Raw genomic sequence first — 22030 nt, 5'->3', positions numbered from 1 at the left:
GGGAGCGGTCGATCAGGGCAGGCCGGCGAGGAAGTCACGCTGGGCGTCGAGATAGCCGGGCACGAAGACGTGGCGCGGCGCGAACGTGCCGACCACGACTCCCCACAGCTCCGATTCCTCGATGCCGGATCGGGCAAGGGTGTGCGCGGCGCCGGGAAAGCGCGCCGTGGTGAGCCGGTCACCGAGCAGACGCTCGTAGGCGCTCTTGGTGTCGTCGACGTCGACGTTGCGGTCGTCCTCGCCGAGGACGAGCAGCACCGGGATGTCCCTGCGCCCGAGTTCCCCGAGTGCCGCCGTCGCGTCGGCGGTGTGGTTGCGCAGGACGAAGCCCCAGCGGTCGCGGTCCATGGGCTCGTCGTCGGCCGACGCCTCGAGATACTCCTCGTAGGGGGCGCCCCGATTCAGCAGGGCGCGGACCGCGTCGCTCTCGGCGATCGCGGCCTGACGTTCGGCTCGGCTCGCACCGGTGGCATCGAGTTCGGCCAGCAGGTTGTACCGGCCCTGGTCGAGCCAGTTGACCGCCGGTGACACCGCGATGACGAAGGACACCTCCGGCCGGTCGACCGCGACCTCGGGCAGGACCCAGCCGCCCTGACTCGCTCCCCAGAGCCCGATGCGCCGCGGGTCGATCTCGGGGCGATCGAGCGCCCAGTCGATCATCGACTCGGCCTCGACGGCACGGTCGTGGAGGGACTGTTCGAGCCAATTACCCTGGGAGCCACCGACTCCGGGCTTGCTCATGGACAGCGACGCGTAACCGGCCTCGGCCAGGGCCTCCCAGATGGGCCGATAGAACCCCTCGCTGGTCGCCTCCACCGGCCCGTCCCCGTGCACGAAGACGACGAGTCCGACCGGCCCCTTCGCATCGCGAGGGAGGGCGAGGACGCCGCGGAGCGGGCCCGCGGCGGTCGTGATCGTCACCCGCTCCTCCCGGAGTGCGTAGCTGTTGCCCGCGACGACCGCCAACCCGCCGATCAGGATCAGGACCAGGAGCGCCGCGAGGCCGCCGACGCCACGTCGAAGCCATCGGCGCCGGGGCGACGGCGACCCGCTAGCCACGACGCCGCCAGGGCGGGATCCCCGCGATGGTGATCGCGCGCAGCGCCCACTCCGCCGGACCGTAACGGTGCCCGCGCAGCCACCAGCGGCTGAGGACGAGCTGGGTCCCGAAGATCACCGGCACCGCGGCGAGGACCGCGAGCGGCGGGAGCCGGTCGATCAGGCCGAACCCGTAACCGGTGAACAGCACGCCCAGCACCAGCGACTGGAGCAGGTAGTTGGTGAGCGCGATCGTGCCCATCGGGGCCAGTGCCGCCTCGATCCGCCTGCCGGGGCCGGTACGGAACAGCAGCACCCCGGCCACGACGTAGGACGCGGTGAGCAGCGGCGCCGTCAGCTGCCCGAGCCCGAACGCGAAGACCTCGACGCCGCCGCCCGGCGCGTAGGCCGCGGCCAGCGCGTAGGCGAGCGCGCCGATCAGCCCGACCGGCAACCCGACGACCAGGATCCGCCGCATCAGCGGCCGAAAGCGGTCCGGGTCCGCGAACGCCTGCACCCGGCCGGCGGCGAATCCGAAGAAGAACATGGCCATCGCGCTCGGTGCCTGCAGGGCCACCAGAGCTGAGATGGTCTCCGGCAGGTGCCCGGAATGGAAGCCGAGGGTCGCGGCCGCGTCACCACCGAAGGCCGTCAGCTTGACCGCCGCATCCGATGCGGCGACGCCCTCGCCCCCGCCTTCCGCGAGCGTCAGCAGCCCGAGGAGCATCCACACCACGCCCACCGCCACCACCAGTCCGACGCCGATCTGCACGGCCCGGTGGGGCGAGATGCGCCTGCACGCCAACAGGATCAGGCCGAGGATCGCGTAGGTGGACAGGATCTCGCCGTAATAGAGGACGGCCCCGTGCACGAGGCCGATGGCGAGCAGCCCGCTCTGCCTGCGCAGCATCCGCGGGATGAAGGCCGTTCCTGCCCGCTCGGCCGCCGCCATCTGCAGCGTGAAGCTGTAGCCGAACAGGAACGAGAACAGTAGGTAGAACTTGGTCTCGAAGAGCAGCGAGACCGCGAACCGGACGGCGTGATCGAGCCCGGAATCGAACGCCGGGTTCGATTCCGGCGACGCGTAGTAGGGATCGGCGAACGCCCAGATGTTGACGGCCAGGATCCCGAGCAGCGCGAACCCGCGCAGCGCATCGACATTGCGGAGCCGGTCGGGGGCGACCGGTGCGGAAACGGCGTCGGCGCGCAGGCTCACTCGGTACCACCCACGAGGAGCTGGGTGACGATCCGGCGCAGGATCGGCGCCTGGGCCGAGGGGTCGAAGTCCGGGTCGGCGGCCACGCGGGCGAACATGCCGTCGACGAGCGCGGCCAGCCAGGTCGCGGCGTGCTCCGGGGTGAGATCGGTGGACAGCTGGCCGGCATCCCCTGCGCGTTCCACCAGCGTCGCCAGCCCGCACCGGAAGGTGAGGTCGTTCGCCTTGAACCGGGCCGCGACCTCCTCGTCGCGATGCGCGACGGCCGAGATCTCCAGCGCGAGACCGGAGTACACCGGATCGCCCGCGAGCCCGCAGATCTCGTCGAGGAGCGACAGCAGCGCGGCCAGGGGGTCACCGGCCTGCGCGAGATCGGTCATCGCCTCGCTCGTCTGCTCGCCGTCGCGTTCGACGAGGGCGAGCAGCACATCGTGCTTGGTGGGGAAGTAGTGGAAGAGATTGCCCGAGCTCATGCCCGCGCCGGAACAGATGTCCGCCGTCCTGGTGGCGCTGTAGCCGCGCTCGGCGAAACACCGCGCCGCGGCGTCCATCAGGGCGGTCCGCTTGGCCGCCCTGGCGGCAACGTCGACTGTGCGCATTCGTGCTCCTCGTACTCGGAGTGGCCAATAATACATTGAGTGGTCACTTAATCAATCCCTCGGCGAGTCGTTGCCCACTGCTAAATTCATCTCAACGATCGCGATGGCCGGTCCGGAGGCGGTGGGCGATCGGGAAGGCCTAAGGGGGCTTCGTGATCCGTCGCCTGAGCGCACCACTGCTCGTGCTCACCCTCGCCGCCTCCGGCTCGGTGCTCGCCCCGGCGACCGCGACGGCGGCGCCCGCGCCCACCAACGCCTGCGGGGAGACCGGTTTCGACCCGTCCGCGAAGGAGGAGGCCGCGGAGCCGCCCGGCATCGACATCAGGGTGCCCTGGCCCCAGATAGTCCCGGTCCCGGTGCCCGACCCGCCGCAGGACCTGACCCGCATCCCACAGGACCCGCTGCCAACGGACCCGTGCGCCGATCCCTGCCCGGACATCACCGACACCGCGCCCGAGCCGTCCGAACCCGGTCCTGCGGGCTCGTCCGGGTCCGAGTCGTCCGAGTCCGGTTCCTCATCCTCGGGTTCGGGCTCCTGGGGATCGTCGATACCGCGCTTCTCCATCGCCCCCGACCCCGAACCGATCCCCATCCCGATCCCCGGACCCGGCCTGCCGCTGCCTCCGCCGCCGCCGTTCCCACGGTTCCCACCAGCGGAGCCGGGACCGGTCGACGCCGCCGCAGCGGCACCGGAGGTGGGCGAGGTGACCCTGGTGGCACAGCTGACCGGCCCCGGTTCCATCAACCGCACCGACAAGCGGTGGCAGGTCAACGGCACCGACCTCGGCATCATGTGGGAGAGCAAGCCCGGCGAGGTGGCCATCGCGTTCGGCGACACCTTCGGCCGGGGCTGGGCACCACCGGGCGCGAACGGCCAGGACTGGCGCTCGAATGTGTTGGGGCACAGCACCGACCGCGATCTCTCCGACGGCCTGACCCTCGACTCCATGGTGCAGGACAGCCGGTGCCACGCCACCGAACTGCTCGGCAGCCGCAAGGTCAAGAACTGGGAGACCACCACCATCCCCACCTCCGGCTTCGCCATCGGCGACCGGCAGTACATGAGCTACATGTCGGTCCGACGCTGGAGCACGGTCCCCGGCAGGTGGTACACGAACCGCGGCGGCATCGCCTACTCGGACGACGGCGGCCAGACCTGGACCAAGGACCCATATGCCAAGTGGGAGAACATCTTCGGGATGAACCAGTTCCAGGTCGCGAGCATGGTCCCTGCCGGTGACCACGTCTACATGTTCGGCACCCCGAACGGGCGACTCGGCACCATCGCCCTCGCCCGGGTGGCCACCGATCGGGTGCTCGACAAGTCGGCCTACCAATACTGGGTCCACGGAACCTGGACCCCGGTCGGCGAGCATTCGCCCACCCCCATCCTCGACGGTGTGGCCTCGGAGGTGTCGGTGCGTTACGACGGGTCCCGTGACCTGTGGCAGATGAGCTACCTGGACGCACCGGCCGAGACCATCGTGCTGCGCCAGGCGAACAGCCCGCAGGGCGCGTGGTCGGCGGGCGTCCCGATGGTGAGCAGCGCCGACTACCCGGACCTCTACGGCGGCTTCCTGCATCCGTGGTCCACCGCCGACGATGTGTACTTCACGATGTCGGAGTGGGACAGCTACAACGTCTATCTGATGCATGCGACGCTGCGCTGAGGCCTATCGTTGCCTGTCATGGGCACGGGATGGTCGTTGTCGTCGATCACCACCTCCTGGGTCGACCCGGTGGCGACCCTCGGTGCGGGCACGATGACGGCGCTGGTCCCCGACAGCGTGATGACCGCACTCAGCCTCGGTATCGCGCGCCGGTACGTCGGGCGGGAGGTCACCGTCACCCTGCAGGGCGTGCCGGTCACGGCCCGGCTGGGTTCGTTTCGCGTGCGACGTCAGGGCGCGCATTTCGAGTCACGGGCCCGGCTCACGGGCATCGACTGGGGCGGTCATGCGCTGGAGGAGGTCACGGCGGTCGCCAACGGGGTCCGGCTCGTGCCGGGTGCGCCGACCCGGGTCCGGACCGCACAGATCGATGTCGAGGGCCGCGTCGCACTGTCGGCGCTGGTGGCGCAGGTCAATCTCCAGGAAGGCCTCGACTGGATCCTGTTCGCCGAGGAATCCGGCCTGATCCGCGCCGAGCACCGGCACCGCCGACTGACCGCCGTCGTCGACGCCTCGATCGCCGACGACGTGCTGCGCATCGAGGTGATCCGGGCCCGCTGGCGGGGGCTCCCGGTGCCAGGGCGCTACCTGCCCGCGCCGGTCATCCCGTTGCCGCCGCTGCCCAACGATGCCCGCAACGTCCGCGCCACCCGCGACGGCCACGTCGTCCGATTCACCCTCGAGATCCCGATGCTGAGCAGCTCGTTCGATCTGACTCAGCTGCTCCGGCTGATCGGGTAGCGGCTACTGCTGCTGTGCCCACCACGCGAGCAGCTCGGCCTCGGCCTCTTCCGGACTGAGCGGGCCGCGGTCCAGGCGCAGTTCCTTCAGGAAGGTCCAGGCCTTGCCGACCTCGGGCCCGGCGGGGATGCCGAGCAGCTTCATGATCGCGTTGCCGTCCAGGTCGGGCCGGACCCGGCCCAGGTCCTCCTGCTCGGCGATCCGAGCGATCCGCTGCTCGAGGTCGTCGTAGGTGGCCTGCAGCTTCGCCGCCCGACGCTTGTTCCTGGTGGTGCAGTCCGCGCGGACGAGCTTGTGCAGGCGCGGCAGCAGTTCGCCTGCGTCGGTGACGTAGCGGCGGACCGCGGAATCGGTCCACTGCCCCTCGCCGTAGCCGTGGAAACGCAGGTGCAGGAACACCAGCTGGCCGACGTCGTCGACCATCTGCTTGGAGTACTTGAGCGCACGCATCCGCTTGCGCACCATCTTCGCCCCGACCACCTCGTGGTGGTGGAAACTGACCCCGCCGGCCGGCTCGTTGCGCTTGGTGTCCGGCTTGCCGATGTCGTGCAGCAGCGCGGCCCAGCGCAGCACCAGGTCCGGGTCGCCGTCCTCGAGGTCGATCGCCTGCTGCAGCACCGTCAGCGAATGCTGATAGACGTCCTTGTGCTGGTGATGCTCGTCGATCTCCAGCTTCATCTTCGGGATCTCGGGGATGACCCGATCCGCCAGTCCCGTCTCGCACATCACGTTGATGCCGTCGATCGCGAACTCGCCGAGGATCAGTTTGTCGAGTTCGGCGCGCACCCGCTCGGCCGTGATCCGGTCGATCTGGCCGGCCATGTCCACGATCGCCTGATGGACCCGGGGCGCAAGGGCGAAACCGAGCTGCGAGACGAACCGGGCCGCCCGCAGCATGCGGAGCGGGTCGTCGTTGAAGGAGATCTCCGGCGCGGCGGGGGTGTCGAGCACCCCGTCGAGCAGCGCGTCCATGCCGCCGAGCGGATCGGTGAAGTCCTGCGAGCCGTCCGCGCCGATGCGGACGGCCATCGCGTTGACCGTGAAGTCGCGGCGGACCAGGTCCTCCTCGAGGCTGGTGCCGTACACGACCTCCGGGTTCCTGGTGACCCCGTCGTAGGCGTCGGTGCGGAAGGTGGTGATCTCGATCTGCTGATCGCCCTTGGCGGCGCTGATCGTCCCGAAAGCGATGCCGGTGTCCCACTGGTTGTCGGCCCAGCCCTTGAGGATTGCCTGCACCTGCTCCGGCCGCGCGTCGGTGGTGAAGTCCAGATCGGTGCCCAGCCTGCCGAGCACCGCGTCCCGCACGCTGCCACCCACCAGGTACAGCTCGTGCCCGGCGGCGGCGAAGCGCGCGCCCAAGGGGGTCAGCACGTCCGCGAGGCCCCGCAGGGTCGCGGAGGCATCCTTGAGGAGTCGGGCGCGTCGATCGGCGTCGGGAGTAGGGGAAACCACGAGTACGCAGCTTACCGACGCGCGGGGGACGGCTTGCCGCTCGGCCGGTGTGGGATTCGGGGCAGGTCCCGCTGGGCAACTAGTATTGATTGGGTGTCTGCTGCCGAACGTGCGAATCGCAGTCGCCGCAACCCGCGGCGACGAAGCGGGCACGGCGACCGCTCGAACACGCGCATGCGTACGGTCCGCGAAACGTCGGCGGGCGGACTCGTGGTCGACGGCCTCGACGGCCCCCGCGACGAGCAGTGCGCCGCGCTGATCGGTCGGACCGACCGGCGGGGACGGCTGCTCTGGTCACTGCCCAAGGGGCACATCGAGCAGGGCGAGACCGCCGAGCAGACGGCAATGCGTGAGGTGGCGGAGGAGACCGGGATCCAGGGCACTGTGCTCGCCGAACTGGGCAGCATCGACTACTGGTTCGTGACCGAGGGCAGGCGCGTCCACAAGACCGTGCACCACTATCTGCTCCGCTTCCAGGGCGGCGAGCTCTCCGACGCCGACGTCGAGGTGACCGAGGTGGCGTGGGTTCCATTGGCCGAGTTGGAGTCCCGGCTCGCCTACGCCGACGAACGCCGACTCGCCGGAGTCGCGGGGGAGCTGATCGACCAGATGGCGTCCGCCACCGGCGAAGCGTCCCGAGAGAACGGATGAGGGCCACCCTGCGTCGCTTTGCCGTGACGACCCTGTCCGCCTTGGCGTTGGCCGCCGCCCCGATGGGTGCCGCGGTTGCCGCCGCCGCGCCCACACACGGACCCGACAGCGGCGCCGAGTCCGCCGCCACGGACCCGGCCTCCGCAGGGGTGCGGTCGAACACCGACGAGCGCGAGTTCGTGAGCCTGACCGTCGACAAGGTGACCCCGACCGCCGTCACCACCTCCAGCGAACCGTTCGTCACGGTCACCGGTTCCGTCAGCAACGTCGGCGACCGTCCCGTCCACGACGTGAAGGTCCGGCTCCAGGCCGCACCGGCCGTCTCCGAGTCCGAGCAGCTCAGGTCCATGCTCACGGCCGACCAGGAGGCCTACGACACGGTCGGGGAGTTCACCACCGTCACCGAGAAGCTTCAGGTGGGGCAGTCCAGCCGGTTCACCCTGGCGATGCCGCTGCGGTCGGCCTCCTCGGTGTCGCTCGGCATCACCGAGCCCGGGGTGTACCCGCTGCTGGTCAACGTCAACGGCACACCCGAGTACGGCGGCCAGGCCCGGCTCGACGACGCCCGATTCCTGCTGCCGGTGCTCGGGCTCCCGCGCGACCCCAGCATCCGCGGCGCCGATCGCACCGACGCGGCGGCGGTGCCGCCGAGCATCACCGATCCCGTCGCCGTCACCCTGATGTGGCCGTTCGCCGACAAACCCCGGCTCGCGTCCGGGATCCCGGGATCCTCTGACGAGAAGGTCCGACTCGTCGACGACGAGCTGGCGGACTCGCTGGCGGACGGGGGACGGCTCGAGCAGTTGCTCGCCGCCGCCGAGTTCGCCACCGGCGACAGCGTCGACCGCGACCACAAGCTCGCCGACAGCATGTGCCTGGCCGTCGACCCGGATCTGCTGATCACCGCGAGCAACATGACCAGGGGATACCTGGTGGTCGACGATCCGTCGGATCCGAACGGGTCAGCACACGAGGGAACCGGACAGACCGCGGCCACCGAGTGGCTCGAACGGTTGCGGACGCTGTCCTCCCGACTGTGCACGACCGCCGTGCCGTTCGCGCAGGTCGATCTCGCGGCGTTGCAGAAGACCGACGACCCGACGCTGGTGGAGCGAGCCCTGTCGGCACCGGCGGGGATCGTCGACGGCATCTTGGGGATCACCTCGCGCCGCGGCCTGACCTGGCCGGACGCGGGTGTGCTCAACCCCGAGGCGGCTGGTCTCCGGGGGCTCGGTCCGACCGCGCTGCTGGCCGACAACGCGGTGGCCGAGGAGACCACGAGGTCGACGGTGCCGTTGGCCGGGACGACCGCCGATCGACCGCTGTCCGCGGCGCTGTTCGATGTGCCCGCGGCCACCGCCCTCGCCGCCGTCGGTGCCACCCCGCAGACACCCACCTACACCCCCGCGGATGTTCGATACGACCTGTCCGACGACTCGCGGACCGCCCGACTCCAGGACGCTCTCGGCGCGATCGCCTGGCCGGCACTCACGCCGCCGCCGAACGCCACCCCGAACGCGGACCACGGCCTGCTCGTGGTGCCGCCGCAGAACTGGTCCGTGAACGGTGACGAGGCGCGCACCGTCCTCTCGACGGTGTCGACCCTGATGCGTTCGGGGCTGGCCAACCCGCGCCCGCTCGCCGACCTGCTCGATCGACCGACCGCACAGCCGCCCGTCGACCTCGACTATCCGGCGCAGGCCGCCAAGGACGGCGCGCCGGAGCGGGTGCAGACCGGAGCCGCCGCGGTGGCCCCCGAGATCAATGCGCTCACCGAGACGCTTGTGAACGATCCGCAGTCGGCGCTGACCCCGCGCGGCTACACCGCGCCGCTGAGCGAGGACCTGCTGCGGGCGCTGAGCACGTCCGGAAGGCGCGACCGGGACCGGGGCGCCGCGACGGCCGCCGCCGAGACCCGGGTCAGCGACGTCGAGGAGGCGCTGACCGAGATCTACGCGTCGGTGACGGTGCTTCCCCCCGGCGGCGCCTACACCCTCGCCTCGGAGCAGAGCCCGCTGCTGCTGGTCGCGCGCAACGACCTGCCGGTGGGGATCAACGTGCGGCTGCAGATCTCGGCGCCGCCGGAGATGACGGTCACCGACATCGGCGATCAGCAGCTGCCGCCGCGTGGCAGCCGGACGCTGCAGGTGCCGGCGACCGTCGAGAACGTCGGCAAGCTGGTGGTCGATGTCGCGCTGACCACCACGAACGGCCGTGAACTGGGCGAGCCCACCTCGGTGTCGATCCGGACGAACGCATACGGCAAGGCGCTGGCGATCATCACCGCCTGCGCGGGCGCACTACTGTTGCTACTTGCGGGACGGCGCCTGTGGCACCGATTCCGGGGTCAGCCAGACCCAGCGGATGAAGGGTACGAAGCTCGATGACGGGGAGCACGCGTCGCCCACCGGGCACGGGAGCGGACCCCAGCGGGCGACCCCAGAATCCGGGCGCGGAGCCCGCGCAACGACCCCAGAATCCGGCCCCTCGGCAACCCGAACCGGCGCCGCCCGCCCCGTGGGAGCGGGCCAACCCGGCACCGCACGGACCCGCCGACCCGCGACCGGTACCGCCGCCTGACCAGGCCGGGCGCATGCCGCCGCCCCCCGGCCCGCCCCGGCCGCAGCCGCCGTTCCCGCCGGACCAGCCGCGCCCGTTCCGCCCCGCCCAGCCCCAGACGTACCGACCGCAGCCCGCGCCGCCGCGGGCCGCCCCGCAGCGCCACCTGCCGCCGCCCCCGCATCAGCGCGGGGGACCGCCCACTCAGCCCGTGCCCGGCCCGGCAGGCAACAGGCCTGCGGCTCCCGCGCCGGAGCCGACACCCGAGCAGGAGCCGCAGGAGCAGAGCCCGAACTCGAACTCGAACTCCCGCCTTCTCGCGTCCACCGGCTCCATCGCGGTGGCCACCCTGGTCAGCCGCATCACCGGCTTCCTCAAGCAGGTGCTGCTGCTGACCGTGCTCGGCGCGGCCACCGCAAGCTCGTTCACCGTGGCCAGCCAGCTTCCGACCATGATCTCGGAGCTGGTCCTCGGCGCGGTGCTCACCGCGATCGTGGTGCCGGTCCTGGTGCGTGCCGAGAAGGAGGACGACGACGGCGGCGCGGCCTTCGTGCGCAGGCTGTTCACCATCACCTGCTTGATCCTCGGCGTCGCCTCGGTGGTCGCGGTCGTCGCGGCCCCGCTGCTGACCCGGATCTTCCTCCCGGAGGACGGCAAGGTCGACGCCGAACTGTCCACCTCGTTCGCCTACCTGCTGCTGCCCGCGATCCTCTTCTACGGCCTGTCGGCCCTGTTGACCGCGCTGCTCAACACGAGGGGCGTGTTCAAGCCCGGCGCGTGGGCGCCGGTACTCAACAACCTCGTGGTGCTGTGCGTGCTCGCGGTCTTCTGGCTGGTCACCCGCGGTTCCGACGAGATGAGCACCGGGCGCGTGCTGCTGCTCGGGCTGGGCGTGACGCTCGGCGTGGTGACCCAGGCCGCGACCCTGCTGCCCGCGATCCGGCGCGAGGGCATCAGCCTGAAGCCGCTGTGGGGGATCGACGCCAGGCTGAAGATGTTCGCCGGGATGGGCGTCGCCATCGTCCTGTACGTCCTGATCAGCCAGATCGGCTTCAGCATCGGCACCCGGATCGCCGCAGCCGCGGACGCGGCGGGCCCGGTGATCTACCAGCAGGCCTGGCTGCTGCTGCAGCTGCCGTACGGCATCCTCGGCGTGACGGTGCTCACCGCGATCATGCCGCGGCTCAGTCGCAACGCGGCCGCTGAGGACACCCCGGCCGTCGTCGACGACCTGTCCGTCTCGACCCGGTTGACGATGGTGTCGCTGGTGCCGGTGGTGGTGTTCCTCACCTTCGCGGGCCCGCAGGTCGGCCATGCGCTGTTCGGCTACGGCAACTTCGGTGAGGCCGACGCCGAGCGGCTCGGACACGCCGTCAGCTGGTCCGCGTTCACCCTGATCCCGTACGCCCTCGTCCTCATCCACCTGCGGGTGTTCTACGCCCGCGAGCAGGCCTGGACACCGACCTGGATCATCCTCGGCATCACCGGGGTGAAGGTCGGGCTCTCGATGCTGGCGCCGGTGGTGGCCACCAGCGACGAGCAGGTCGTCAGCCTGCTCGGTGTCGCGAACGGTCTCGGCTTCACCGTCGGCGCGCTGATCGGCGGATACCTGCTCCGGCGCAGCCTCGGTAACCTGCGGATGGCGAATGTCGGCAAGACCGCGTTCCTGGTCGTCGTCGCCTCGGTGGCGGGCGGGATCACGATGCTGACGGCCGAGGAGCTGCTGCGTCTCGACCGTCTCGGCGACCGGTTCGGCGGGCCCGGCGCCTTCGTCCAGGTCGGTATCGGCGCGGTCATCATGCTCGGGCTGACATTCGGGCTGCTGCGTATCGCCCGGGTGCCCGAGGTGGTCGCGGGCACGGTGGCAGTGGGGCGGGTGGTGAACAGACTTCTCGGTCGGTCGGCGCCGGAATCGCGCGTCGATACGCCGAAGGTCGTGCCACTCTATGAGGCGGAGACGGAGTTGATCCCCGTCATCGATGGTGCTCAGATACCCCTCAGCGGCGGGATTGCACTCCCGTACGCTGATCCTCGGCGGTCTGGGGACCAGTTCTCAACAGGAGAGATTTCGGGACAAATGCGCGAAGGAGTGAGGGTGAGCGACGAGAACGTTGCCGACGGCCAGTCCGGCGTGTCCGCTGTTAAGGCGTCCGTGCCCGAATCGGCCCCGCGAAAGATCGAGGCAACGGACGACGGGCCCACCACGGTGACCCCGGACGGCGACGGCGCCAAGGCTGCCGCCAAGGCCGACAAGCCGGCCGTGGAGCGCCCCGAGCGCGACCTGACCGTCGACACCGGTGTCATCCCGATCGGTTCGCCGACGTTGCCCCCGCTGCGGGTGGGCGGCGACTCCACCGGGGCGGCCAAGCCCACGCGCGGCCCCAAGCTGATCCCCGGCGCCTCGGTGGCGGGCGGGCGCTACCGCCTCCTCGCCCCGCACGGCGGTGCCCGCGGACTCAAGTTCTGGCAGGCCCACGACATCAAGCTCGATCGCGAGGTCGCACTGACCTTCGTCGACGCCGACCAGCGCGCGAGTTCCTCGACGTCCGAGTCGGAGGGGCCGCAGGCGGTCCTGTCGCGCACCCTGCGGCTCGGTCGGATCAACTCGCCCGGCCTGGCCCGGGTCCTCGACGTGGTCCGCGGCAGCTCGGGCGGCATCGTCGTCGCCGAGTGGACGCCCGGACGGTCGCTGCGGGAGATGGCCGAGACCGAACCGTCTCCGATCGGCGCGGCCAGGGCGATCCGTGCGCTCGCCTCGGCGGCGGAGGCAGCCCATCGCGGCGGCGGATCGCTGTCGATCGACCATCCGGACCGGATCCGGATCTCCGCGGGTGGCGACGCTGTGCTCGCCTTCCCCGCCACCTTGGCCGACGCCGATCCCAGCTCGGACGTGCGCGGACTCGGCGCCATGCTGTACGCGTTGATCACCGCGCGGTGGCCGCTCGGCGAGCCGGCACCGGCGCCCGAATCCGGTACCCCCGCGGCGGCCCCTCAGACGGGCGCCGACCCGCGCACGCCGCACGCGGCAGGCACCGTTGGCGGGATGAGGCTGGCGGACCGCGCCGACGACGGACTGCCGGTCGAGCCGCGCCGTCTCCGGCCCGAGGTGCCGTTCGAGATCTCCGCCGTCGCCGTCCGCGCCCTCGAGCAGGGCGGCGGGATCCGCACGGCCGCGACCGTCCAGCACGTGCTTGACCAGGCGTCCGTGGTGGACCAGAAGACCGACCTCATGCCCGCACTGCGACTCGGCCAGCGCCCCGCGGGGGCGACCAGCCGCGCCCTTCTCGATCCCGAGGAGGCCGAGGCGAAGCGGGCCAAGGACAACAAGATGATCATCGCGCTGTCCGCGCTCGGTGTCCTCACCGTCGTCGTGTTGGCCCTGGTCGGCTGGTGGCTGGCCAACGTCCTGGCGGGCGGCGGCTCCAGCGAACCGCTGACGGACCAGAACTTCGGCCTCACGACCGCCCCGGCCGAGGCCTCCGTGTCGGCGACCGCCGCACCAGGGCCGGCCCCCGCGGGGGCATCGGTGGTGCCCGCGGGCGCCGCCGTGTACTCGCCGCAGGGCTCACCGGACAACCCGGCAACGGCGAAGCAGGCGATCGACGGCAACCCGGCAACCGCGTGGACCACGGACGGCTACTTCGACCAGTTCCCCACCTTCAAGAACGGTGTCGGCCTGATGATCGACCTGGCCGAACCGAGCGCGCTGCGCGAGGTCTCGATCAACTCGCCGAGTGCAGGCACCTCCGTCGAGATCCGCACCGCCGCAACGGCGAACCCCACCCTCGACCAGACCCAGGTGATCGGTTCGGCGGTCCTCGGGAAGGGCGTCACCACGATTCCGGTGACCGCCGAGGGCAAGACCGGCAAGGTCCTGGTGTGGATCACCAAGCTGGCGAGCGAGGGCGGAAAGAACCAGTCCTCGCTCGCGGAGATCGGCTTCACGAAGGCCCCCTGAACGCCGGTTCAGCCCTCGGAGTGACTCCAGACCTTACGGTCGGTTAGCATTTCTCGTGCGAATCTATAGGGGGGTCGCCGGGGCTGGCATGTCTGATGCCGAGCTCCTGGCAGCGCACGCGTCGGGGGACGCACGCGCGTTTGCTGAGTTGTTGAGCAGACATCAGGACCATTTGTGGCAGACGGCGAAGCGGACCAGCTACACGCCGGAGGACGCGGCTGACGCGCTCCAAGAGGCGTTGCTGTCCGCCCACCGGACGGCGGCGTCGTTCCGGGCGGATGCGGCCGTGCGCAGCTGGCTGCACCGAATCGTGGTGAATGCGTGTCTCGATCGGATCCGCCGCAACCGGGCTCGACCGACCGTGCCACTGGAGGACGACCACCAGGAACCGGCGCGCCCCCGCGACCCGATGGACGACTGCGAGACCGCGATGGCCATCGACGCCGCCCTGTTCACGCTGTCGCCCGAGCAGCGGGCCGCCGTGGTGGCGGTCGACCTGGAGGGGTATTCGGTCACGGAGGCGGCGGCACTACTCGGGGTTCCGGAGGGCACCGTCAAGAGCCGCTGCGCCCGGGCACGGCTGAAGCTGGCCCAGCAGTTGAAATATTTGCAGAATGAGCGGAACCAAATCCATCCTTGAGGGGTCTAATCATAATGACGTGCCCATAAGGCTCGAGGACTCAGCAGGGAGGTGACATGGTCGGTCAGGGTGATGAAGCGCTCCTGCAGCCCCCTTTCGACCCCGAACTGATCGCCGACCTGCACGCAGGGCTGTTCGACCCCCCGTTCGAGGCACGCCTCGGCGCCGCGGTGGCGAGCGACCCGCAGGCCCGACAAGTCCTCGCCGCCCTCGATTCGGTCAGCACCCGGCTCGCCGAGCTTCGTGCGGACGACACCCCCGCACCCCCGGCGCCCCCGGAGGTGCTCGAGCGAATTCACGCGGCGTTGGCAGCCGAGGGCGCCCCGGCCCCGGTCGACACGGTCCCCGTGGTTGCCCTCGCCGACCACCCGCGACGCAGGCGGGCGTGGATCCCCGTCGCCGCGGCCGCCGCGATCCTGCTGCTGGCAGGGGGCATCGCCCTCGGGGCAGGAGTGTTCGACGAGGATCCCGAAGCACCGGCACCGACCATGGCCCAGCCGTTCCTGCCCCGCTCCAACGAGCCGGATCTGGGTGCGGATCTGACCCCCGGCGCCGCCCTCATCATGATGGGACGGTCGTCGCTCGGCCCGTTGTCCACCCCCGACGCACTCGCCGGTTGCCTGCGCGCCAACGGCGTCGATCCGGCCACCCCGTTGCTCGGGTCCGGCCCGGTGCGGATCCGGGGGATCCGCGGCATCCTGATGTTGTTCGCGGGCCCGCGACCGCCGCAGATCACCGCACTGGTGGTCGGTGCCGACTGCACGGAATCGCGCCCGGAAACCTTGGCACGCAGCGACATCGGCTGACGGCCGCGCCAATCACCCCTGCTCGCCCCGCGCGACCGGCAGCAGGATCTGCAGCACCCGCTCCCGCATCTCCTGGGTGTCCTCCTCGACGGCGATCAGCGACAGGAACAGCGCCGCCCCGGCCCCGAGGACCAGAAGTGCGCGCGCATCCAGCTGGTCGCCGGGACCGGAGGACTCGGCGTACAGCGCGCTGCTGGGACCGCTGAAACCCCGCCACAGCGTGTTACGCAGATCCTCCTGATCGCGCAACGTGGCGAGCAGTCCCGGCACCGCCTCCCGCACCTCAGGCCGGCGGAACAGCTCTGAACTCCCGGTCACCACCCACCTGATCCATCCCTCCCGATCGGCCCCCGCGAACGGGGTCAGGTCCGGGGTCACGCCCAGTACCGCGTCGAGCACGAGCTGCGCCTTCGAGTCCCATCGACGGTCGATCGCCGCCCGGCTCACCCCGGCCCTCGCCGCGATCGCGCGCATGCTGAGCTGGTCGAATCCGACGTCGACCAGCAGCTCGCGAGCGGCCGCGAGCACCTCGGCATCGATCTGTGGGTCCCGCGGCCGACCCGATCCGGTTTTAGTCATTGCCCCGAATTCTCTTCCATGTCCGGCCTCGGGGCTATACCGTGTCCTATTACGAGGCCGGTGGCATCGTAATTCTGCGACGCAAGGATCCGACATGACCTCCCCGAACGAGACGCCAAGCGCGACGCGCGTCTTCGAGCCCGCCCGGCTCGGCCCGCTCACCCTGCGCAACCGGATCATCAAGGCCGCCACCTTCGAGGGTGTGATGCCACGCGGGGCCGTCTCCGACGAGCTCATCGAGTTCCACCGAGCGGTGGCCGCAGGGGGAGCGGCGCTCACCACGGTGGCGTACTGCGCGGTGTCTGAGGGCGGCCGAGTCCATCGCAACACTCTGGTCCTCGACGAGTCGAGCCTGCCGGGCCTGACCCGGCTCACCGACGCCGTACACGCCGAGGGCGCGTTGGCCGCCGCCCAGATCGGCCACGCCGGCCTGGTCGCCAACACGCTGTCGAACAAGCAACCGACCCTGGCTCCCTCCACCCGGATCAGCGCTCCCGCAATGGGTCTGGTGCGCGGCGCGACGCCGGACCAGCTGGCGGCGGTGACCGCGGACTTCGAGCGCTCGGCGAAGGTTGCGGTCGAGGCCGGGTTCGACGCCATCGAGGTGCACCTCGGCCACAACTACCTGCTGAGCTCCTTCATGAGCCCCAACCTGAACAAGCGCAAGGACGGCTACGGCGGCAGCGTCGCGAACCGGGCCAGGTTCCCGCGCGAGGTGATCGAACGGGTCCGGGCCGCCGCGGGGGACAAGGTCGCGGTGACCGCGAAGTTCAACATGTCGGATGGGGTACCGAAGGGACTGTGGCTCGACCAGAGCATGCAGATCGCGAAGCTGCTCGAATCCGACGGGCACCTCGACGCGTTGCAGCTGACCGGCGGAAGCTCCCTCCTCAACGGCATGTATTTCTTCCGCGGTGAGGTTCCGATGGCGGAATTCGTTGCGTCGCAACCGAAGCTGGTCGGTCTCGGACTCAAAGTGTACGGGCCGCACCTGTTCCCGACCTACCCTTTCGAGGAGGCCTTCTTCCTCCCGTTCGCCCGCCAATTCCGAGAGATCCTGTCGATGCCGTTGATCCTGCTCGGGGGCATCAATCGGATGGACACCATCGTCGGCGCTCTCGACGAGGGGTTCGAGTTCGTCGCGATGGCACGGGCGCTGCTACGAGAACCCGATCTGATCAACAGGTTTCGTGACGAGACGGCGACCGAGGGCCATTGCATCCACTGCAACAAGTGCATGCCGACCATCTACACGGGCACCCGCTGCGTGGTGCGCGAGGCGCAACAGCTGATCGGTTGAGCGGGCCGTCAGGCCTCGACGATCTTGCAACCGTTGGAGTTGGCTGACTCGACGATCCACTTCGCACTCGTCGGATCGCTGTCAGCCATGGCGTTCGCCCGGTCGGCCTGCAGGTTGCAGTAGGCCTGGTCGCCGGGGTTGTCCGGGGGTTTGCTCACGTACCGAGTGGCGGTCCCCGGCTCCTGCTCGGTGGGGGTGGGGGCGGGCGACGACGGGGTCTGGTCGGTGCCGGACACAGTCGCCCCCGCCCCGCCGCTGCCTGCGACGGTGATAACGATCGCGGCGATGGAGACGAGCACTGCACGAGCTGCGGTCTGGAAAGGAATGACGGACCTCCGGTGACCCTACGAGCGGGCTTCACGATCAGGATGCCCCCGAACCGGGCCTCCTGTACAGAGATCACAGGGTGGAAATCGATGCGACGACGGCGGACGGTCGCGGGCACGGAGGCGACGGCGAGAGGCCGGGTCGCCGGTCGACGCAGGCCTCCGGAGCGGCACGATTACGATGTCCCGCGTAGATCGTGACCGGCTGATGTACGGCCCGCAGCAGCGGACGCACAGGGCGAAGGGAGAACCGGTGCCCCGGATCACCGCGCCCACCGTCGCCGAACACCGCGAGGCACAGGAGCGCGCGCTACTCGACGCCGCCCGGGCGGTGCTCGCCGAGGGGGCCACCGAGATCCCCGGATTTGCCGAGGTCGCGGCCAGGGCCGGGCTGGCCCGCTCGAGCATGTACCAGTACTTCCGGTCCCGTCAGCACCTGCTCACCGCCCTGATCGAGGACGCCTTCCCGCGCTGGTCGGAGCGGGTGGAGGCCGCGATGGCCGAGGCGGGTGCCCCGGACCGGCGGGTGCTCGCCTATGTACGCGCGAACCTCGATCTGGTCGCGGACGGCGAACACGCCATCGCCGCCGCCATCGCCTCGATCGCGCCCCGCGATGTGATCGCGGAGTCCAGCGCCGCGATGCACCGGCAGCTGATCGCCCCGCTGGCCGAAGCCCTCGCCGAACTCGGTGCGCAGGACCCGGCCGCCATGGCAGACCTGATCAACGCGGTGGTGCACGCCGCGACCCGTCAGCTGGAGAAGGGCGCCGACGTGGCGGCCGTCCGCGAGCGCACGGAGGAACTGATCGCGCCGTACGTCGAGCGTGCCGCCGCCCGCGGCATACCCACGAACAGCGGGAACAACACCCCTTAGGCTGTTGTTGACGCACATAACGTCCACTACCTCGGAAGGCCCGCATGACTACTCCGACCTCGGTCCGCGACCTCATCATCGTCGGCTCCGGACCCGCCGGATACACGGCAGGCGTCTACGCCGCTCGAGCGGAGCTCGAACCCCTTCTCTTCGAGGGCACCCAGTTCGGTGGCGCCCTGATGACCACCACCGAGGTGGAGAACTTCCCGGGATTCCGCGAGGGCATCATGGGCCCGGACCTGATGGACGAGATGCGTGAGCAGGCCAAGCGCTTCGGCGCGGACATCCGCACCGAGGACGTCGACGAGATCGATCTCTCCGGCGAGGTCAAGAAGGTCGTCGCCAACGGCGAGACCTACTACGCGCACGCGGTCGTGCTCGCGATGGGCGCCGCGGCCCGCTACCTCGGCATCGAGGGGGAGGAGCGGCTGCTCGGCCGCGGCGTCAGCGCCTGCGCCACCTGCGACGGCTTCTTCTTCAAGGACCAGGACATCGCCGTGGTCGGCGGCGGCGACTCCGCGATGGAGGAGGCCACCTTCCTGACCCGGTTCGCCCGCTCGGTCACCCTGGTGCACCGCCGCGAGGAGTTCCGCGCCTCCCGCATCATGCTCGAGCGCGCCAAGGCAAACGACAAGATCCGCTTCGTCACCAACGCCGAACCGATCGAGGTCGTCGGCGAGAACAGCGTCACCGGCCTGGTCGTGCGCGACACCGTCACCGGCGAACAGTCGACGCTGCCCGTGACCGGCCTGTTCGTCGCGATCGGCCACGACCCGCGCAGCGAGCTGGTCAAGGGCCAGGTCGACATCGACGACGAGGGCTACGTCCGCGTGCAGTCGCCGACCACCGCCACCTCGCTCGAGGGTGTCTTCGCGGCGGGCGACCTGGTCGACCACACCTACCGCCAGGCCATCACCGCGGCGGGCACCGGCGCCTCCGCGGCGATCGACGCCGAGCGCTGGCTCGCCGAGCGCGGCGACATCACCGCGAACACCCTCGAGGCAGCCGGCGTGCCCGTCGCCGTCGAGGCGTGATGTCCCGAGTAGCCCGCGAGGCCTGATTCGCCCGCGTACCCCGACCAGCCACCCGAGGAGACCACCATGTCCAACACGATCACCATCACCGACGACTCCTTCAAGCAGGACGTCCTCGATTCCGAGAAGCCGGTCCTCGTCGACTTCTGGGCGACCTGGTGCGGCCCCTGCAAGATGGTCGCCCCCGTCCTCGAAGAGATCGCGGGCGAGCACGGTGACAAGCTCACCGTCGCCAAGCTCGACATCGACGCGAACCCGGCCGCCGCGCGCGACTTCCAGGTCATGTCGATCCCCACGATGATCCTGTTCCAGGGCGGCAAGCCGGTGAAGCAGATCGTCGGAGCCAAGGGCAAGGCCGCCCTGCTCAAGGACCTGTCCGACGTCCTGTAGGTCACATCGCAGCCCCCGAGATTGACTGTTTCTCGGGGGCTTCTGCGACAATCGATCGACACGTGCGACGCGCGGCGCCTTGGTGCGCCGTCAGGAACTGACGAAAGGGCCGGGAAGAATGCATCGACTCCGTCACGGCGACCACGGTCCCGCCGTTGCTGAGGTTCGAGGCACCCTTTCCACGCTCGGCTTCCTGCACAACGGGGTGTCCATCACCTCCCGTGAGGCGATCAACGGTTCGCAGTGGATCGCGCCCGACGCGGTGTTCGACCACCACCTCGACAGCGCCGTGCGGGCCTTCCAGCAGCAGCGAGGCCTGCTGGTCGACGGAGTGGTCGGCACCGCGACCTACCGGTCGCTCAAGGAGGCCTCGTACCGGCTCGGCGCTCGCACGCTGATCTACCAGCTGTCCGCGCCGCTGTACGGCGACGACGTGGCGGCGCTGCAGACCAAGCTGCAGGACCTCGGCTTCTACCCGGGCCGCGTCGACGGCTACTTCGGCCCGCAGACCCACGAGGGTCTGTCGTCGTTCCAGCGTGAGATCGGCATCGCCTCCGACGGCATCTGCGGCCCGCAGACGCTGCGGTCGCTCGATCTGCTCGGCACCCGGGTCACGGGCGGCTCGCCGCACGCCATCACCGAGGAGGAGCTGGTCCGCCGCTCCGGCCCGCAGCTCAGCGGCAAGCGGATTGTGATCGACCCCGACCTCGGTGGCGGCGAGACCGGCATCGTGCTCGACTCGGCGTTCGGTCCGATCACCGAGTCCGACATCCTCTGGGACCTGGCCAGCCGGCTCGAGGGCCGGATGGCGGCGACCGGCATGGAGACATTCCTGTCCCGCCCACACGACCAGAACCCGTCGCCCGCACAGCGCGCCGAAACGTCCAACACGTTCGAGGCGGACCTGATGATCTCGCTGCGGTGCTCGGCCAGCACCAGCCCGCACGCAAATGGCGTGGCCAGCTTCCACTTCGGGAATTCGCACGGTGCCACCTCGAGGATCGGACAGGTTCTCTCCAGCTTCATCCAGCGCGAGATCGTGGCCCGGACCTCGCTGCAGGACTGCCGGACCCACGGCCGCACCTGGGATCTGTTGCGGCTGACCAACATGCCGACCGTGCAGGTCGACATCGGTTATCTCACAAACGAATCCGATGTCAGCGTGCTCGCCAATCCGCGCAACCGCGACATCATCGCGGAGTCCATCCTGATCGCGGTGAAGCGCCTCTACCTACTCGGGCAGGACGATCAGCCCACCGGCACATTCACCTTCGCCGAACTGCTGGCCGAGGAGCTCTCGAAGGCCGACCAGGCCTAGGGAGTCGCCGTCGCCGTACGTGAGCGACGCGGTCAGAGAACCCCGACGGTCGACTTCTGTTCGATGTCGGTCATGGTCAGCGACGCCACCGCGAGCAGCCGCTCCAATGCCGACTCCACGTCAGCCTTCCACCCATGATCACGGGTGAGTTCCAGCCGCATCCGCGGGTAGCGATGATGCGCGGCAACCACTTCGAATCCCATGTCGGTGAGGAACTCGGCATCGATCATGCAATCGGCAGGGGTGCATTCCTGGCCGCGCCGTCCGGCCACCGGATCGTCCTGCAGATCGCGGATCCCGAATGCCTCGAGAGCACGCACGCCACGACGAACCAGATCGCCCACCACGGCCTGGATGAGACTCGGACCCACCCCGTCCAGCTCCGCGGCCGGTTCGAGCCGCATCGTCGTCAGCAGGACCGCGTCCGGGCTGACGGGGGAGGTGGGGAAGAGCTTGGCGCGCGGCACCACACCGGGCGGCGAGTAGAGCGCGCAGCCGGCGGGGGTGCCGTCGAGGGTGGCGACCTGACCGCAGGATCCCCACTCCAGCATGACCATCGACAGCCAGGCTTCCTTCTCGAACTCGGGATCGGAGAAGTCTCGGGAGCTGCGAACGGCGGCCGGGTCCATCTCCCAGAAGACACACCGCCGGGAATGACGGGGGAGTAGATCGAAACCGTCGAGGGTGAGCGGGCTGATGCGCATCGACACCCTGACTCCGCCTCCAAAACACCTACTGCGGAGGCTGTGAGCCCCCGCGTGACACGTTCTCTGTCATCCAGGATAGGCGATCCGCGTCCGGACGGCGTCCTTCACTGGACGAGATCCCAAAGCTACTTGCACACAAGGGATTTCGGTGGTCCCGGAGTCAGACACCCGC

Annotated in this window: 19 protein-coding genes; 12 read left to right on the top strand and 7 right to left on the bottom strand. The window is 70.0% G+C overall.

Annotated features, from left to right (window positions below):
- Window positions 1-12: 12 nt before the first annotated feature.
- From FCG67_RS04185 to FCG67_RS04175, 3 genes are read right to left on the bottom strand one after another with little or no spacing between them, the layout of a single operon-like run.
- Complete coding sequence (locus FCG67_RS04185) at window positions 13-1059, bottom strand: alpha/beta hydrolase family protein (protein ID WP_136907432.1); 1047 nt, start codon at window positions 1057-1059, stop codon at window positions 13-15.
- Entirely contained in the window at window positions 1052-2254 is a 1203-nt protein-coding gene (locus FCG67_RS04180) for a DUF418 domain-containing protein (RefSeq protein WP_211243104.1), read from the bottom strand. The genes FCG67_RS04185 and FCG67_RS04180 overlap by 8 nt, the downstream gene beginning before the upstream one ends.
- The gene (locus tag FCG67_RS04175) at window positions 2251-2853 is read right to left on the bottom strand and encodes a TetR/AcrR family transcriptional regulator (protein ID WP_077039947.1); all 603 of its coding nucleotides are present in this window, start codon (window positions 2851-2853) and stop codon (window positions 2251-2253) included. The genes FCG67_RS04180 and FCG67_RS04175 overlap by 4 nt, the downstream gene beginning before the upstream one ends.
- A gap of 152 nt (window positions 2854-3005) precedes the next feature.
- Between FCG67_RS04175 and FCG67_RS04170 the strand changes: the two genes are divergently transcribed.
- Window positions 3006-4523: a glycoside hydrolase family 183 protein gene (locus tag FCG67_RS04170; protein WP_136907430.1), complete on the top strand. Its 1518-nt coding sequence runs from the start codon at window positions 3006-3008 to the stop codon at window positions 4521-4523.
- An 18-nt stretch (window positions 4524-4541) separates the two neighbouring features.
- Window positions 4542-5264 carry a hypothetical protein gene (locus FCG67_RS04165; RefSeq protein WP_136907428.1) on the top strand — a complete coding sequence of 241 codons (723 nt, stop codon included), beginning with the start codon at window positions 4542-4544 and terminating at the stop codon, window positions 5262-5264.
- 3 nt (window positions 5265-5267) lie between these two features.
- Here the strand turns inward: FCG67_RS04165 and FCG67_RS04160 are convergent, their stop codons facing one another.
- The gene (locus FCG67_RS04160) at window positions 5268-6716 is read right to left on the bottom strand and encodes a CCA tRNA nucleotidyltransferase (protein WP_136907426.1); all 1449 of its coding nucleotides are present in this window, start codon (window positions 6714-6716) and stop codon (window positions 5268-5270) included.
- A 93-nt stretch (window positions 6717-6809) separates the two neighbouring features.
- On the opposite strand from FCG67_RS04160, the gene FCG67_RS04155 reads away from it, so the two are divergent.
- The 5 genes from FCG67_RS04155 to FCG67_RS04135 all read left to right on the top strand — a co-directional run bounded on the left by FCG67_RS04155 (window position 6810) and on the right by FCG67_RS04135 (window position 15330).
- Complete coding sequence (locus tag FCG67_RS04155) at window positions 6810-7367, top strand: NUDIX hydrolase (protein ID WP_097210765.1); 558 nt, start codon at window positions 6810-6812, stop codon at window positions 7365-7367.
- Window positions 7364-9754, top strand: coding sequence for a glycoprotein (locus FCG67_RS04150; protein WP_136907424.1), 2391 nt, complete (start codon window positions 7364-7366; stop codon window positions 9752-9754). Before FCG67_RS04155 ends, FCG67_RS04150 begins: the two co-directional genes overlap by 4 nt.
- 206 nt (window positions 9755-9960) lie before the next feature.
- Entirely contained in the window at window positions 9961-13884 is a 3924-nt protein-coding gene (locus FCG67_RS04145; RefSeq protein WP_136907422.1) for a murein biosynthesis integral membrane protein MurJ, read from the top strand.
- Window positions 13885-13939: 55 nt separating this feature from the next.
- Window positions 13940-14524, top strand: a complete 585-nt coding sequence (gene sigM / locus FCG67_RS04140) for an RNA polymerase sigma factor SigM (RefSeq protein WP_097210762.1) — start codon at window positions 13940-13942, stop codon at window positions 14522-14524.
- Window positions 14525-14580: 56 nt separating this feature from the next.
- Window positions 14581-15330, top strand: a complete 750-nt coding sequence (locus FCG67_RS04135) for a hypothetical protein (RefSeq protein WP_136907420.1) — start codon at window positions 14581-14583, stop codon at window positions 15328-15330.
- A gap of 12 nt (window positions 15331-15342) precedes the next feature.
- On the opposite strand, the gene FCG67_RS04130 is transcribed toward FCG67_RS04135, so the two are convergent.
- Window positions 15343-15909: a TetR/AcrR family transcriptional regulator gene (locus tag FCG67_RS04130; RefSeq protein ID WP_136907418.1), complete on the bottom strand. Its 567-nt coding sequence runs from the start codon at window positions 15907-15909 to the stop codon at window positions 15343-15345.
- 94 nt (window positions 15910-16003) lie between these two features.
- On the opposite strand from FCG67_RS04130, the gene nox reads away from it, so the two are divergent.
- Window positions 16004-17209 (top strand): 4,4'-dithiodibutanoate disulfide reductase, encoded by a 1206-nt coding sequence (nox, locus tag FCG67_RS04125; RefSeq protein ID WP_136907416.1) that lies wholly within the window; start codon window positions 16004-16006, stop codon window positions 17207-17209.
- A gap of 8 nt (window positions 17210-17217) precedes the next feature.
- Here nox and FCG67_RS04120 read toward each other — a convergent pair whose 3' ends face one another.
- Window positions 17218-17508 (bottom strand): hypothetical protein, encoded by a 291-nt coding sequence (locus tag FCG67_RS04120; protein WP_136907414.1) that lies wholly within the window; start codon window positions 17506-17508, stop codon window positions 17218-17220.
- 280 nt (window positions 17509-17788) lie between these two features.
- Here FCG67_RS04120 and FCG67_RS04115 point away from each other — a divergent pair, with 280 nt between their 5' ends.
- The 4 genes from FCG67_RS04115 to FCG67_RS04100 all read left to right on the top strand — a co-directional run bounded on the left by FCG67_RS04115 (window position 17789) and on the right by FCG67_RS04100 (window position 21151).
- On the top strand, window positions 17789-18409 hold the full coding sequence (locus tag FCG67_RS04115) for a TetR/AcrR family transcriptional regulator (protein WP_136907412.1): 621 nt from the start codon (window positions 17789-17791) through the stop codon (window positions 18407-18409).
- Between the two features lie 44 nt (window positions 18410-18453).
- A complete protein-coding gene (trxB, locus tag FCG67_RS04110; protein ID WP_136907410.1) occupies window positions 18454-19443 on the top strand; it encodes a thioredoxin-disulfide reductase in 990 nt (329 codons plus the stop codon).
- A gap of 66 nt (window positions 19444-19509) precedes the next feature.
- Window positions 19510-19833 carry a thioredoxin gene (trxA, locus tag FCG67_RS04105; protein ID WP_072753054.1) on the top strand — a complete coding sequence of 108 codons (324 nt, stop codon included), beginning with the start codon at window positions 19510-19512 and terminating at the stop codon, window positions 19831-19833.
- 118 nt (window positions 19834-19951) lie between these two features.
- Window positions 19952-21151, top strand: coding sequence for an N-acetylmuramoyl-L-alanine amidase (locus FCG67_RS04100; protein WP_097210756.1), 1200 nt, complete (start codon window positions 19952-19954; stop codon window positions 21149-21151).
- Window positions 21152-21183: 32 nt separating this feature from the next.
- On the opposite strand, the gene FCG67_RS04095 is transcribed toward FCG67_RS04100, so the two are convergent.
- Window positions 21184-21861: a GNAT family N-acetyltransferase gene (locus FCG67_RS04095; protein ID WP_136907408.1), complete on the bottom strand. Its 678-nt coding sequence runs from the start codon at window positions 21859-21861 to the stop codon at window positions 21184-21186.
- Window positions 21862-22030 lie beyond the last annotated feature (169 nt).

The sequence above is a fragment of the Rhodococcus oryzae genome (genome assembly GCF_005049235.1).
Classification (GTDB): domain Bacteria; phylum Actinomycetota; class Actinomycetes; order Mycobacteriales; family Mycobacteriaceae; genus Rhodococcus_G; species Rhodococcus_G oryzae.
Note: the sequence above shows the minus strand (reverse complement) of the source record. Positions and strands in the feature narration are given on the sequence as shown.